The 15,734-nt window shown below is 50.3% G+C and carries 11 protein-coding genes and 1 pseudogene; 9 read left to right on the top strand and 3 right to left on the bottom strand.

Annotated elements, in window-relative coordinates:
- Position 1 precedes the first annotated feature (1 nt).
- From CI807_RS01125 to CI807_RS01105, 5 genes are all read left to right on the top strand, one after another.
- The gene (locus CI807_RS01125) at positions 2-556 is read left to right on the top strand and encodes a 3-hydroxyanthranilate 3,4-dioxygenase (protein ID WP_016978839.1); all 555 of its coding nucleotides are present in this window, start codon (positions 2-4) and stop codon (positions 554-556) included.
- A complete protein-coding gene (locus CI807_RS01120) occupies positions 553-1,557 on the top strand; it encodes an amidohydrolase family protein (RefSeq protein WP_235165410.1) in 1,005 nt (334 codons plus the stop codon). Before CI807_RS01125 ends, CI807_RS01120 begins: the two co-directional genes overlap by 4 nt.
- A 275-nt stretch (positions 1,558-1,832) precedes the next feature.
- Complete coding sequence (locus CI807_RS01115) at positions 1,833-2,786, top strand: LysR family transcriptional regulator (protein ID WP_016978837.1); 954 nt, start codon at positions 1,833-1,835, stop codon at positions 2,784-2,786.
- A gap of 408 nt (positions 2,787-3,194) precedes the next feature.
- Positions 3,195-4,436: an OprD family porin gene (locus CI807_RS01110; protein WP_025999932.1), complete on the top strand. Its 1,242-nt coding sequence runs from the start codon at positions 3,195-3,197 to the stop codon at positions 4,434-4,436.
- Positions 4,437-4,508: 72 nt separating this feature from the next.
- Entirely contained in the window at positions 4,509-5,162 is a 654-nt protein-coding gene (locus CI807_RS01105) for a cysteine hydrolase family protein (RefSeq protein ID WP_025999931.1), read from the top strand.
- 409 nt (positions 5,163-5,571) lie between these two features.
- Here the strand turns inward: CI807_RS01105 and CI807_RS01100 are convergent, their stop codons facing one another.
- Together CI807_RS01100 and CI807_RS01095 are read right to left on the bottom strand one after the other, a co-directional pair.
- Entirely contained in the window at positions 5,572-6,390 is an 819-nt protein-coding gene (locus CI807_RS01100) for a transporter (RefSeq protein WP_016978834.1), read from the bottom strand.
- A 308-nt stretch (positions 6,391-6,698) separates the two neighbouring features.
- Complete coding sequence (locus tag CI807_RS01095; protein WP_080589276.1) at positions 6,699-7,742, bottom strand: AraC family transcriptional regulator; 1,044 nt, start codon at positions 7,740-7,742, stop codon at positions 6,699-6,701.
- Positions 7,743-8,082: 340 nt separating this feature from the next.
- Here CI807_RS01095 and CI807_RS01090 point away from each other — a divergent pair, with 340 nt between their 5' ends.
- From CI807_RS01090 to CI807_RS01075, 4 genes are all read left to right on the top strand, one after another.
- Positions 8,083-9,558 (top strand): aldehyde dehydrogenase family protein, encoded by a 1,476-nt coding sequence (locus CI807_RS01090; protein ID WP_080642367.1) that lies wholly within the window; start codon positions 8,083-8,085, stop codon positions 9,556-9,558.
- 110 nt (positions 9,559-9,668) lie between these two features.
- A complete protein-coding gene (locus tag CI807_RS01085; RefSeq protein ID WP_016978831.1) occupies positions 9,669-11,327 on the top strand; it encodes a GMC family oxidoreductase in 1,659 nt (552 codons plus the stop codon).
- A gap of 291 nt (positions 11,328-11,618) precedes the next feature.
- Positions 11,619-13,028: a VOC family protein gene (locus CI807_RS01080; RefSeq protein WP_038845905.1), complete on the top strand. Its 1,410-nt coding sequence runs from the start codon at positions 11,619-11,621 to the stop codon at positions 13,026-13,028.
- A gap of 351 nt (positions 13,029-13,379) precedes the next feature.
- A complete protein-coding gene (locus CI807_RS01075) occupies positions 13,380-14,339 on the top strand; it encodes a LysR family transcriptional regulator (protein WP_016976858.1) in 960 nt (319 codons plus the stop codon).
- Between the two features lie 266 nt (positions 14,340-14,605).
- Here CI807_RS01075 and CI807_RS01070 read toward each other — a convergent pair.
- Positions 14,606-15,709, bottom strand: a pseudogene (locus CI807_RS01070) (PLP-dependent aminotransferase family protein); the annotation flags it as partial.
- Between the last annotated feature and the right edge of the window lie 25 nt (positions 15,710-15,734).

The raw sequence follows: 15,734 nt of genomic DNA, 5'->3' as shown, positions 1-15,734 counted from the left end.
GATGTTTACATACGGTAAACCATTGAATTTTCAGCGCTGGCTTGACGATCACAAAGACTTGCTTAAACCGCCAGTTGGCAACCAGCAAGTGTGGAAGGATGCCGATTTTTTGGTAACGGTAGTGGGAGGGCCTAATTTTCGTACCGATTTTCATGATGACCCGATGGAAGAGTTCTTCTATCAGTTTAAGGGCAACGCTTACTTGAACATCATGGACCGGGGGCAGTTGGAGCGTCTTGAACTGGAAGAGGGTGCGATCTTTCTTTTGCCCCCACATTTGCGTCACTCACCGCAACGGCCTGATCCGGAAAGTCGCTGTTTGGTCATTGAACGCCAACGGCCACAAGGCACGATCGATGGTTTTGAATGGTACTGCTTGAACTGTAACGGGCTTGTCCATCGTGTTGAAGTACAACTTAAAAATATCGTCACCGATTTGCCCCCGTTGTTCGATGTGTTTTATGCCAATGAGAACTTACGCAAGTGCCCGCAATGCGGCCAGGTTCACCCGGGTAAGGCGGCGATTGATGCAATGGCGCGTGGAGAAAAATCTTGAAAAGTCCACATATCGATATGCATTCGCACTTTTTTCCACGGATTTCGGAACAAGAAGCTGCGGAGTTCGATTCGGCACAGGCACCTTGGCTACAAGTAAGCGCTAAAGGTGATACCGGTTCAATTATGATGGGCAAGAATAATTTCCGTCCGGTTTACCAGGCTCTATGGGATCCCGCTGTCCGGATTGAAGAAATGGACGCGCAGGGCGTGGATGTCCAGGTGACTTGCGCCACGCCTGTGATGTTCGGCTACACATGGGAGGCCAAAAAAACGGCGCAATGGGCTGCGCGAATGAATGATTTGGCCTTAGAGTTTGCCGGTCACAACCCCCAGCGTCTCAAAGTTCTGGCTCAGGTACCCTTGCAAGATCTGGATTTGGCGTGTAGAGAAGCATCGCGTGCTGTGGCATCGGGGCATCTTGGTGTACAGATTGGCAACCATTTGGGAGACAAGGATCTCGACGATGCGACACTCGAATCCTTTTTGACCCACTGTGCCAACGAGAACATCCCAATTCTGGTTCATCCGTGGGACATGATGGGTGGACAGCGGATGAAGAAGTGGATGTTGCCGTGGTTGGTTGCCATGCCGGCGGAAACACAGCTTGCGATTTTATCGCTGATATTGTCCGGTGCATTCGAGCGAATTCCAAAGTCGCTGAAAATTTGCTTCGGGCACGGCGGGGGCAGTTTTGCATTTCTGCTAGGGCGCGTTGATAACGCTTGGCGACATCGCGATATCGTGCGCGAAGACTGCCCGCGCCTGCCGTCCGAATACGCCGACCGATTTTTTGTCGACAGTGCGGTATTTAACCCGGCGGCACTGGAGCTGTTGGTCAGTGTGATGGGCGAGGATCGTGTCATGTTGGGGTCCGATTACCCATTCCCATTGGGGGAGCAAAAAATAGGTGACTTGATTTTGACCAGTGATTTTGAGGAGTCAACCAAGAAAAAGATTCTGTCGGGCAACGCCAGCCAGTTTTTCAACATTCCGCTGTAGTCAGCAGTACTGATACACCATTTCCTATTACTGAAAATCAGGACGGCAAACATAAAAGCGTTCTATTTAAAAGGCGCGATAAGCACTCTGAATTTGCTAGCGCGCCGTTCTGAAAGTTCAAGAGCGCTGGTAAGTAAGCGGGGCTTACTGGCAAGAAAATTTGTAGGTATTTAGTCTGGAAATCAGTCTTTTCCTGAGGATCGGATGGCCCATCGCGTTATACTCTGTTTTTAGCATTCGATGGGCACTAATGTCGATTTTATACCTGGAGCGTTATGGAAATCTTACCCATATCGGCAATCACGTTAAGTCGAAAATTGAAATTCAACCAGCTCATGATATTTGAGCTGGTGCTGGAGTCAGGTTCATTTGTAAGAGCTGCCAATACCATGGGCCTTACTCAGCCAGCGATCACTAAAGCTATTTACGATCTGGAGTCTTTTTTTGGCGGTCCTTTGTTTGATCGCTCCAATCGAGGGGTGACGCCCACCGAATTCGGCATCATGTTAGGTCGTCGCGTAAAGTCATTGATTGCTGAAACTCGTTACATGACTGAAGAAGTCAACGCTTTCCGCACAGGGGATGCCGGGCACGTTATTGTCGGTACACTTATCTCCGCGTCGGCGAAGCTTTTACCGCGTGCCATAGTGAAATTACGCAAGGCTACGCCAGGTGTTTCGATCACGGTCCGTGAAGGTACAACGGCACAAATGTTTCCCGCTTTGGCCACTGGGGACCTTGACATTGTGGTCGGTCGGCTTCCGGAGCAAGAGCTGGCGCATGCGTTTGCGCTCAAGCACGAGGTCTTGTTTGATGAATCCTTTTGCGCGGTAGTGGGAAAAGGTCATGCACTGTCGGATCGAAAAGGTCTGAACGTTGCCGAGTTGATGTGCGAGGAGTGGATATTTCCGTTGCAGGAGTCCCCGTCCTACAATGCTGTCGCTAAGTTTTTCCGGGATGGCGGGTTAGGCCTGCCGCCTCATCATGTACATTCTCTTTCGACGCTGACTAATATTGGCTTGTTGTTGGAAACCGATATGATCGCGCTGATGCCCCGTGCGGCTGCATTGCAATTCTTGAAAGCTGGCTTGTTGGCCATCCTTGATATGACCAGCACCGCCAATTTTGGCCAAGTCGGTTTTTCGATACGGGCTGACAAAGACGTTAACCCTGCCTGTAAAAATTTTATTAAGTGTCTTCGTGAGGCCGCCATGGGAATATTTGAATAACCCTCTTCCCTGAGCGTAATCCCCCTGTTCCGTCACTCTTGATCGGACCACCTTTCATTCTATTCTCCTTCGTTTGTCTGGTTTTCAGGCACGTAATTTGATGGCGCCTATCGGATTGTCTATTACTAACGGTAATGGACGATGAGGGGATATTGATTGGCATTTGTTTTTTGGATGGCCTAAAAAGAGAGTGTGTCTTTTTTGGTGTTTTGCAAATCCAAGTACAGAGCGACTGGATAATCAGCGTCGCTTGCTGTATTGAATTCATTCGCCGACTAAGTCGCAAGTGTTAAACAGCATATAACAACAATGAACAGCTGTGACCGAGCGGCACTATGCTGTGCGTATCACAATAATAAAAATATTTTGCCCCTTTAAGCCAATCAGTGACTTTTAACGGAGCTTACTATGCGCATAAAAACAATAAATGCTGTCGCTTTGATGGTGACAACTGGAGCAATACAGCCGGTACTGGCCAGCCAACAGTCGGATGCCACCGGATTTGTTGAAGGTTCGAAAGCATCCATCAACATCCGCAACATGTTCATGAATCGCAACTTCCGTCAATCCAGTGCGCCACAGAGTTTCGGTGAAGAATGGGCCCAAGGTTTTATCGGTACTTTCCAGTCAGGTTTTACGCAAGGGACGGTCGGCTTCGGTGTCGACGTGCTTGGCCAGTTCGGTATGAAACTGGACACCGGCGATGGCCGCACCGGCGGTGGTACCGGCCTATTGGAACAGGACAAAGATGGCGCCAAAGACAATTACTCAAAACTCGGTGGCGCTCTAAAGGTTCAGGTCTCCAACAGTGTGCTTAAGTACGGCAATCAGCTTATGTCGTTGCCGATCCTTTCTACCTCCGACGCGCGGCTGTTGCCCGAGTCAGCCACTGGATTGTCGCTGACCAGTAACGAAATAAAAAATCTGACGTTTTCGGCGGGGCATTTCACCGGCCTCAACAATCGCAATGACAGCAAGCCCGACAGCGCCCGGCTCACCAGCCTCGACTACGTCGGCGGGTTTTACAAGTTCAGCGATCGCTTGACCGGCAGTTTGTTTTATCAAAAAGTCGAAGATTACTGGCGCAAATACTATGGCAGCACCACCTACGCTATCCCGCTCACCAAGACCCAGGCCTTGAATTTTGACTTCAATATCTACGACACCAAGAGCAGTGGCGAAGCTCGGGCAGGTGAATTGGATAACCGGATATGGAGTTTGTCGGCCGCCTACACCTTGGGCGCGCATCGATTCTTGATTGGTCACCAGCGTGTGTCCGGGCGTGGTGATTACCAATATGGTATCGATGGTTTGAGTACGGTGTATGTGGGCAACTCGATCCAGTATTCCGACTTCAACTACCAAGACGAAAAATCCTGGCAGGTCCGTTATGACATGAATCTGGCGCCTTACGGAATACCGGGCTTGACCTTTATGACCCGATACGTAAAGGGCACCGGATTCGATACCGCGGCGACCAATAACGGCCATGCCTGGGAACGAGATATCGAATCCAAGTATGTGGTGCAAGAAGGCCCCGCAAAAAATTTGAGTTTCCGGCTACGCCACGCTTCGTACCGCAGTTCCGATAGAGGCGGTGAGATCGACGAAATTCGGATCATCACGGAATACCCGCTAAACATTTTTTGAGGCTCGACTGGAAGTCAGACGTTCATGGCGGCTGTTGACGCAGCCGTTTTGAGCATTACACGAGGTGACAACATGGGCTACGACATCAAAATCTTCGATCCAATAAGGACCGCGGTTCTGGTCATCGACATGCAGAATGACTTCATCGCCGTCGGTGCGCCGTTGGAAACGTCTACCGGTCGAGCATTGATTCCGATACTGAATAAACTGGTCGACGCCTTGCGCGACAGAGGTGCCACTATCATCTACACCGCCCATGTACACAAGGAAGACGGTACGGATATTGGACGTTATGGGGAAATCCATCCGCCAAGCGGCCGAGGAGAGGCGTTGGTTGAAGGCAGCCTTGGGGCCGAGATCTATCCAGAATGCGCACCAAAGAAGGGTGATCGACTGATCAAAAAACATCGTTACAGCGCTTTTTTTGAAACTGAACTGCAGCAGATTCTTAAAGAGCGGTGGATCCAGAACGTGGTGGTTGTGGGTGTCACTACCGAGAACTGTGTTCATGCCACAGCGAGGGATGCGCTGTTTCGTGACTACCGTACTTTCGTTATTGCCGATTGCTGCGCTACTCGTGATCATCCGGATGCCGGCTGGGGTGCATTGTCTGCCTCGCAAGTACAACAGACTTCGCTGATAATACTCAAACAATCAACCGCCGATGTCTGTACGTCGGAGGAGCTTGTGAAACGATTTTGCTTTCCGACGGTTCTGCCTACTTGATAATTTTTATGTCTCCTATTGTGTCTGGTCCCAGGACTTCCGCACTGCTAGGGTTCTTGTTTGAAAAGCAACATCAGAGACGTAGTTCCGTGTGGACTGATGTTTGAGTATCTTGTCGATCAGCCAAGTTTGTTGGTGTCGAGTCAACTAGGTTGTTCGCACTTTCAAATCGCTTTGATATTTAGACAGTATTCACAGGCAAGTCCTGCTTTCATTAATTCATAGTTCTTTCGCAGGCCTGCCATTACGGTTTATATACACGATGAAGCTTATATAAAAGCAACCATAAGTAGCCATTGAACCGGTCTCATTCATCTGGAGAGCAGGCCTACGAAGCTTTATTGGCCTAGAACGACCAGACAAGTTTGACCAAGGTCGTCGTCCCTTCTGGTCTGTTTTCTACTAAGGCTTATTTTAGATATTTCGCCTCTAAAGACCAGCCTTGCCCTTGGTAATGTAAACCTGGTCCGTATGCGACTTCCTGCCCTCGAAATCCTATATCGGAGCCGTCTACTCGATCGGATGTTAGTTGCTTGAAGGCATCCCCCTGAAGGCCAATCGTCCAGTGTGGGCTGATCTCATAGCCCGCAGCATAGTTTGCAGCGAAATACTGGCCAGAGTGGTAGTTAGTGGCGTGATTGGTTGAGTTGAAGCCGTAGGTCACTTCAGTGGAAAGGTCCCATCCGTTAGGTTGGTGGTAGCTATATAGAATGAGCGGTCGCAAGGTGTAGTAGTTTTTGCCGGCATTCGCCATCTGGTTTTTGTCGTAGGTGCCAGTTGGAACTGCCGCCTCCATGGCTGTCACCCAATGGTGATACCCATTGTGCCAAGAGAGGAATACTGCCAGGACTAGGTCTGCCATCGCTTGGCGTTGATCGGTCATTCCGCCCTGGCTGACACGTAGATCCAGTATCGGTTGAGCTGCACTAAAGCCTAATTGTCCTCCCATGATCTTTGTTTCAGTCATCCAGATTAGGCGCGGAATAATCGCATCCAGATTTATTCCAAAACCAGGAATCAGGGATTTACCATGTTTGTCATTAAAGCGAGACGCGTGATAATTCTGATAGTATGCCAGCAGGTAAACGCCAGGAGGAGGAAGATTGCCTGTGGTGAAGCCCTCGGCACCAAGGGCAAAAGTATCGGCACCATTTTCAGTTGCGACTGCCAGATTTCCTGCCATGCAAGCAGCAAATCCTATTGCCAAACGAATGCTCGGGATGTTCATTGAATTAGCCTTATTATTTTTATTTAGCGCTTTCGCTGCCTGTGCGAGTTGCGGTCGCATCTTGGCGAACGTAAAGCAAGGTAGCGAACCGTCGTGGCTTATCTAGAACGGCAGGTAGCCAGCGAATACGGAATCTGGCTAACTTCGTACAGCGCTAGGGTTACAGACTTTGTACTAAGCATAAATCGATTGCGTGAGTGGGCTTACCTGCGGAGAAGGCCAGCTAGGGCGTTGTTCAAAATGCTTCTGGTCGGGAGTTCGCTATAAAGTTGAAGCAGCCAAGACTGCTGTTCGGCATAGGGGATTGACTAAGCTCGTGAGGTTGGAACATCGACCCGTGATAACCGAGTTCGGCGAGTCTGGGAGGGCGACTCGCCGAAGCGGGATTTGTATTGCTGGTAGAAGGTTCCCAAGTGGGTAAATCCCCACTGCGATGCGATGGACTCGATCGTTGTCGCGGAATCGTTGCCGGGCAACAATTGCGTATGCACACGATCAAGCCTCAGTTCAACTAGATAACGCATCGCAGTGGTACCCTTGAACTCCTTGAAGGTACGGGTTAGGGAACGAATACTGCAGCTGGCTGAATTGGCAATATCGGCAAGGGTCAGAGCATCACTAATATGATGCTCCATGTACGCCACCGCGCGATGCCATTGGCTCGGAGCGATGGTCGTAGCCTGCTCCGCCAACGCTGGCGGGTAATTGTGAGGCTGACACGACAACAGCGTCATCATCAACAGCTCCTCAGTCGCGGGTGCGAACTGCTCACGGAAGAGACGATCACCACCTCTTTCAAGCGTGCTTACCACAAATTCCAGCAAGGACAACCAGCGCCAACTGACTTGAAGTCCATCCATGACCACGGCGAATTTCAATGGCCTTCTTCCCTGCCTACCTATCATCCGCCAGCACAACGACTCCACACGTCTACGTGGAATCCGCAATTTGAATGCGGTCGAGCCCGCCGCGTACTCGAAGCGGGAATGATCCTCATCGACGGTAAGTAATGTAGCACCAGCGACGACATCGTAACTGTTGCCGGCTGTCACAACTCGAATGCGCCCCGCGATCACCGTCGTAACGATTAGCCATCCCCCCAGATCATCAGGTTCAATATTCACGTCACTGCCGTAGTTGACTGTGGAAATATTAAGTGTGCCCCAATTGACCGTATGGACAAGAACGGGCCCAGCATCCCTCAGTCCGGACGGTGCATAGCTCCGGAATGGGCCAAATAGTGTGGATATCACTCGATTTGCTTCGGTACGATCATCGGTACACAAAAAGAGATGTTCGTCAGAAAGTAAGAGACGGCGAAATTCAGAGGGTGTAACGGATGAGTGCGTCATGGTATCTCTCGCAAAACACAGTCGTGTTAATTGATGCAGTATTGATAACTCTGATTTTTTCTCGGAAACTCTAAGGAAGTTATTAAGTCCGGCGCTAGGTACCAGCTGCTATAGCAGGATGCAGCACATGAGTTCAAAATGTCAACTGTCATGAAGGTTATATTATTTTTAAACGGATATACAAGTACGGTTAGATTTAAGATATTCCATCTTGTAATAGACGCTCATGATTTTTTGATTACTAAAGCGCCAATTTACTCGATAGATTTTAGAACTGCGTTTCGAGCATGAGCGTTCTGCACCTGCTGCAACGCCTGAAAACCACATCGAGAGATTAACCATGAGCGAAATGTCTGCTGAGTTTCAAAAAGAACAATCCACTCGCGCGTCGTTGTTAAAGAGGGCTAATCTGGAGGCTGGTTTCTTCAACTTCATAGGGGGCAAACGGGTTTCTCTCGGCGGCACCCTGGATGTTGTGAATCCGGCCACGGGGGAGGCTATCGCCTCGGTCCCTGACGTGGGCCAGGAAGGATTGGATCAAGCGGTTGCCGCTGCTCGCGGCGCTTTTCCTGCATGGGCAGCAACTCCATACGCCGAGCGGCGAGGGCTCCTGAGCTCCTTTATTGCTCGGATCAAGGAGCACGAACCGGACCTGATAGCGCTGCTAACGGCAGAGCATGGCCGTCCGCTATCGACATCCACTTGGGAACTGCAAACGCTCACAGATGAATACGGTCCGGCATTGATTAATCTGGAATTGCCTTCAGAAGAAAGCGATACGAAAACAATGGGCCATGTGATCAAGCGATATACTCCGCTAGGCGTTGTCTGCGCCATTAGTCCATGGAACGCACCAGTACTTTTATCCTTTCTGAAAGTTTTGGCAGCGCTGGTGACCGGCAATACCATCGTTCTGAAACCTTCACCGTACGCACCTTTGACAGTGCTACGCATCGCGGATTACGGAATTGATCTGCTACCACCAGGCGTGCTGAACATCATCACCGGTGGCGATACTCTTGGTCCGCTGATGACGGCGCACCCAGGGTTCGACAAGGTAACCTTCACCGGTTCGACTCAGACTGGCAAGCGGGTAATGAACTCAGTGGCGACAACTCTCAAGCGCTTGACTCTGGAGTTGGGCGGTAACGATCCTGCTATTGTGCTTCCAGATGCTGATCCAGAAAAGATAGCCGAGTCACTGTTCTGGAGCATGTTTATGCTCAATGGACACGCATGCATCAGTCTTAAGCGTCTTTATATTCATGAGTCGATTTACCCGGCAGTGACTCAGGCGCTCATTTCCTACGCCACTCAAATTAAGACTGGCGATGGCTATGCGCCAGATTCGGCGCTGGGACCTGTGCAAAACAAGATGCAATTTCAACAGATCCAGGCGACCTGGGCAGAAATAGAGAGCAGCGGAACGAAAGTTCTGTATCAAGGTGAGGCACCTGATCAGGGATATTTCTTTCCTGTGACGATGCTCGATAATCCCGCGGACGATGCTTCCTTTGTGAAAAAAGAAGTGTTCGGTCCTATCCGCTCCGTCATGAAATACACGGATTTAGACGACGTAATTCGTCGTGCCAATGACACCAGTTATGGACTCGGTTCATCAGTCTGGGGTACTGACACTAAACAATTAGTAGAAGTTGCTAGCCAGTTGAAGTCCGGTACGGTCTGGATTAATCAGCACGCTAGTTTGGCTGGTGATCTACCGTTCGGTGGTCATAAGGAATCAGGTTTCGGCGTTGAGTTTGGCATTGAAGGGTTGAAGTCTTATTGCAGCGTGCAAGTTATTGCTACCAAATAAAGATATTAGCACTATTGTTGTTAATTAAGTGATAGCGCCTTGCGTCGCACCATCATCATGTTGCCTAACCGGCGATGCGTTGTGCTCGACTAATCATCAGGATAAGAATAATGAAAGATAGTTTCGATTTTATCGTTGTTGGAGCCGGAAGTTCCGGTTGTGTTACAGTGAATAGGTTGGTTCTCGAACACGGCGCACGCGTTCTTTTATTGGAGGCGGGCCCTAGCAACAACAATCAGATCATTAAGATGCCCGCTGGCACTTTGAAGATGATCTACGGTAAAACACCTTTTGTTAAGCGCATAAGGTCTATGCCCCAGCCGTCACTCGGCGGCCGTGCCATCGATGTCGCCCAAGGCAACGTTGTCGGCGGAGGAAGTTCGGTCAACGTCATGCTTTATGCGCGAGGCTCCCGACTTGATTATGATTTATGGGATAAAGCGACAGGTGGCGCCGGATGGGGATGGGATGATCTGATTCCCTATTTCCGCCGTCAGGAAGGCAATCAGCGATTGCAGAATGAGGCGCACGGTAGTGAGGGGCCATTGAAGGTGTCGGATGCTCCGTACCTCATCGAAGCTGACAGCTTGTTCCTGCGTACTATGCAAAATCTCAACATTCCATATACCGATGATTTCAACTCCGGCAATCTCCATGGTGTTGGTCTTACGCAATCTACGGTTTATCGCGGGAGACGTTGCAGTTCCGCGGACGCCTTCTTAAGCCCGATCCTTAACGATCCTCGCTTGACCTTGGTGACCTCGGCGCGCGTGAATCGAATTCTGTTTGAGGGCACTCGCGCGGTGGGTGTGGAATATGTGGTTGACGACATTACTCATCAGGCCTCAACCACTGGTGAGGTCATCCTGACAGCAGGCGCCTTTGTTTCACCACAACTGCTCATGTTGTCGGGCATTGGTCCTTGCAAACATCTGGAGGAGCACGGCATCAAGACTCTGGTCGATTCGCCTGGAGTCGGTCAGAACCTGCAAGACCACCATGTCGCGATTCTCTCGGCCACCACGAAACGTCCCATTGGTTACTTTGGTGAAGATACTGGCTTGAAAGCGCTTAAAAACGCGATTCAGTATTTTGCGTTCAAAAACAGTGGACCTATCGGTTCCACAGGCTCGGAAACTATGGCATTCGTTAACCTCGACGATCCCGAGGCCGATCCAGATATCCAGATTTATTGCATCGGCGCTATGTGGCCAACGGTGAAGCGTGGCCCAACCGACGCCGTGACTCTGATGGCGAACCTAGTCAAGCCGCTTTCGCGGGGCACGGTGAAGCTGCGTTCGGCAAACCCTGCCGACCATCCTGAAGTTGATCTTCGCTGGCTTAGCGATCCTTCGGACCGTCGCCGCATGTTGCAGTCGCTCAAATACCTGAGAGAGATCGTCGCGACAGCTCCGTTTTCCTCGGTCATCGATGAGATTTTCTCGCCGGTCAACCAGATACAGTCCGACGAAGCACTGCTGGACTACATCCACCAGACTACGGAAAGTAACTACCACCCCGTTGGTACTTGCCGGATGGGCCAGGAAGACGATCCAATGTCTGTCCTGACCCCCGATCTGAAGGTCAAAGGCGTGCAAAACGTTCGTGTGTTTGACTGTTCAATGATGCCGATAATCATCAGCGCCAACACCAACGCGACAGCAATGGCCGTTGCCGAGAAAGGTGTTGATCACATGATGGGGAAAATTTCGCTGCGCACACCTGGTCGCCAGACCAGTGTTAGTACCGCGGAGTCCACAAGAAGTTAAAGCACTCCATGGCTTCACCGGCAAGGCTGCTCCCACTATGGATCATGAGTCTCGTAGGAGCGGGCTTGTCGGCGATGAAGCCAGCCTGTGCTTTACAGGTCTTCATCAATAACAAACCTGCTCTTGCAAGGGATTACGAAATGCACATCGATAGACCTATCGAGTTTTTCTTTCTTACGGTGTGGCATTGGATTCTAGTATTTTGTTGCTACCCAACGCTGGCTGAGAGGCATGTTGAGGTGCCATCAAGGTTTAACGTCGCAGTTGTATTTTGTGAGGAGAACACATTCGATGAATGCTTCTAATTTTTCGAGTACGGACGAGATTAGGTCAGCGTTTTCCCATGCAATGTCACAGATGTACAGGGATGAAGTGCCTCTCTATGGTATTTTGATGGAACTGGTTTCCGAGGTGAATAGGGAAGTCATAAGCGCAGACCCCGAACTGTTCAAAAAACTGGCGCAGACTGGTGAAATTCACCGCTTACATAACGAGCGGCACGGCGCAATTCGTGTAGGCACAGATGCAGAGTTGTCAATGTTGTGTAGGTTGTTTGCTGTGATGGGAATGGAACCTGTCGGGTACTACGATCTGGCCCCCGCTGGGGTCCCTGTTCATTCCACAGCATTTCGGGCAATTGAAGACGCTGCACTCAACACTTGCCCGTTCAGAGTATTTACTTCTCTGCTCAGAGTCGAATTGATAGACGATACGGAGCTCCGAGCGATCGCTCAGCATTTGCTCTGTCAGCGCAAGATTTTTACTCCTCGAGCTTTAGAACTAATTGAGCAATGCGAAGCTGCAGGCGGACTATCTGCTGCGGACGCTTCGGAGTTTGTTGACCGTGCTCTCGAAACCTTCCGCTGGCATAACATAGCTACTGTCTCTCTTGACCAATACATGAAACTGAGTGCTCAGCACCGTTTGATCGCCGATGTCGTCGCCTTCAAAGGCCCCCATATCAATCACCTGACCCCTCGTACTATGGACATCGATGCCGTTCAGCGAGGTATGTTTATGAAGGGAATTGTTCCGAAAGCGGTGATTGAAGGTCCGCCTCGAAGGAAATGCCCGATCCTCCTACGTCAAACCAGTTTTAAGGCGCTTGAGGAATCCATCAGCTTTGTGGGGCAAGAGGTAGGAGAGTCAGGTAGTCACTCTGCTCGCTTCGGGGAAATTGAACAACGTGGCGTTGCTCTCACGCCTAAGGGGCGAGCTCTCTATGACGAGCGTTTAAGCGTTGCTCGGAACGAGTTGGGCGAGGTTCCAAACGAGGCAAACGCTGCTGAATACGTTCGTATTCTGGAAAAGGCTTTTCAAGCATTTCCCGACAATTATGAGGAGATGCGTTCGCTGGGACTCGCATATTTCCGGTATTTTCCAGCCGAAAGGGCAATGGAAGCTTCGGGTAATAATTTGCAGATGAAAAGCTTGAATCAGCTTGTTGATGAGGGTTGGATCAGGTTTGAACCGATAGTTTATGAGGACTTTCTGCCTGTAAGCGCAGCAGGGATTTTTCAGTCCAATTTGGGTGGCGATGCTCCACCACACTATTCGGCAAACTCAAATCAGAAAAAGTTTCACTCAGCGCTTGGTAGGAAGACGCTTAATGAACTTGAGCTTTACGCCGAAAGCCAAACGCGTTCTTTGCGTAGCTGCGCCAGAATCATGAGGATTAGCGAAGCAAGCTGGATGCTTTAGCGGACGTATTAGGCCCCTTAGTCATGAGTCTTCCCTCACCTCAGCACAAAGGGAGCTAGAAAGGTAAGAGGACGAGTAGCATTCGGTGGGGCTCATCCTGACCTCGGAGCTTTTTGCAACAGGTGTGTGAGGGCTGTGCGATTGATATTCGAACCCGCCTGGCCCCCAGCGGCAAGCGTAAGGGTGTCGGTGTTTGCCTGCACACTAACAGGTCGATTTCTTGGGTTTGCGATCAATTTCGGCACCTTTTCCCGGTGAGGAGATCGTCCTAGGAACGATGTGAGTGAACACGCTATACTGTCGGCTGAGGCGTTCTGTGGACGCAACCATCGACCTCACATGAGGAGGGTTATGGAAACTTCACCTATATCGACGATCACCTTAAGCCGCAAATTGAAGTTTCACCAACTGATGATATTTGAGTTGGTGCTGGAATCAGGATCATTCGTGCGGGCTGCAAATGCAATGAGTCTTACGCAACCGGCCATAACAAAAGCTATATACGATCTTGAGTTGTTTTTTGGCAGCCCGTTGTTTGAGCGGTCTAATAGAGGAGTAACACCCACCGAGTTCGGTGTTATGCTGGGACGGCGAGTCAAGTCATTGATTGCCGAGACGCGTTATATGACTGAGGAGGTCAACGCATTCAGGACCGGTGAAGCAGGGCATGTGATTGTCGGAACGCTAATATCGGCCTCTGCTAAGTTATTACCTCGGGCAATCGTGGCATTGCGCAAAGCCACTCCTGGCGTGTTGATCACGGTTCGCGAAGGAACAACGGCGCAAATGTTTCCGGCGCTGGCGACAGGAGATCTAGATATCGTCGTAGGACGCCTCCCTGAGCAGGAATTGCCTCTATCCCATGCGTTCCCGCTCAAACACGAAGTTTTGTTCCATGAATCTTTTTGTGCGGTGGTCGGATGCGACCACCCACTGGCTGACAGCAAAGGTTTGAGCATCGCTGACTTGATGACTGAAGAGTGGATCTTCCCACTTCAGGAATCACCCTCCTACAATGCCGTCGAAAAATTTTTTCGTGATTCGAAACTGGGTCTGCCTCCGCATCATGTCAATTCTCTATCTATTCTGACCAACATAGGCTTGCTGTTGGAAACTGATATGATTGCGTTGATGCCTCGAGCAGCAGCACTACAATTCGTCAAGGCTGGATTGATAGTCGTCCTCGACTTAACAAAGAGTGCTAATTTTGGTGAGGTGGGGTTCTCAATTCGCGCCGATAAAGATGTTAATCCCGCTTGCAAAAACTTCATAAAATGCCTTCGCGAAACCGCCAAGAGTATATTCGAATAAAATCTCTACACGCATTCGTTCACCGTATGGTTACGCGAAGAAACGAGCAGGCTGCCTTCATTCAAAACCGCTGATGCGGTCGATGATCAGATTTAGAGACAGAGAGGTTGATGCCAACTTGATTTTTGGTGCTCTACTCACGTTAAACGCTGTGTTTTCAGTGCGATTGTGGCCGATTCTCGGGCTACAAATCCGGTCCACAAGATCCCTTGATAAAATTCCCAAAAGGTAGTTTTAGGGGAGGGGCGTCTACTGGAACAATTTAGTCAGTTTTCTATCGTTTGGCCAAGCTTTGTGGCCAAGAATAAGGCTTGCTCCCTGTCTTTCACGTTGGTGAAACCTAACAGCAAGCCCGACTCAGATGGCGCGTCTAAGTACCAGTTAGTGAGCGCGTGAACACTCAATCCAGCGCTTTTTGCTTTAGCGATTATGGCACGATCATCCTTGCCTTCAGCCAGACGTGTCACCAAGTGCATCCCTCCGACTTGATGGTCGATCGATAGGCGTGAGCCAAGGACGCTGGTCAACGCATCCACGAGCAAGCCTCGTCGAGTTGAATAAAGGTCGCGCATTTTCTTCAAATGACGTGCGAAGTGGCCTTCATTGATGAAGTTGGCTGTGGTGACCTGCCATAGCTGAGGGCAATGACTATGCATGGTGTCCGCGATCTGAGCGAATCGGGAAACAAGATTTTCTGGTACCACTAGGTAGGCGAGACGCAGACTCGGCAACAGCACTTTACTGAAGGTGCCGCAATACAAGACTCGATCGTAGGTATCCAGGCTTTTTAAGGCTGGTAGGGGGCGGCCTAGATAGCGGTATTCGCTGTCATAGTCATCTTCGATAATCCAGCTTTGTTGGTGGTGGGCCCAAGCCAGTAGACTTTGCCGGCGAGGCATCGACATTGGAACACACAACGGACTTTGGTGGGTCGGGGTTACTACTGCAAAACGGGCGTCGCTGCCTCGTTGTATACCTGACTGAACAATCATCCCTTCATTATCGACGGGAACCGAAACAAGGTTTGCTCCAGCTTCGCGCAGGAAATGGTGGGTCGCAAAGTAACCGGGGTCTTCGACCCAGCAGCTATCTCCACTGTGTAGCAGGCTTCTACAGATCAAATCGAGGCAAGCTCGGTAGCCCGCGACAATGAAAACCTGTCCAGGTGAACAGCTAATTCCGCGCGAAACACCCAGATAACCCGCGACTGCGTTGCGCAAAGAAACATGTCCTCTCGCATCAGGGTAAATCAAACCGTCGATGGGAGAGTGGCGCAGAGCACGGTAAGCCAGTCGGTTCCATAACTTGGTCGGAAAGGCATCCAGCGCCGGCAATCCCATCTGCAGCGGCTGCGGAGTCTCTCTGTAGTGGTCAACTCATCCCGGACACGGTTTT

Source organism: Pseudomonas sp. NS1(2017) (genome assembly GCF_002269425.1).
GTDB classification, from domain to species: Bacteria; Pseudomonadota; Gammaproteobacteria; order Pseudomonadales; family Pseudomonadaceae; genus Aquipseudomonas; species Aquipseudomonas reactans.
The sequence above is the reverse complement of the archived record's forward strand: the minus strand, read 5'-3'. Positions and strand labels throughout refer to the sequence as shown.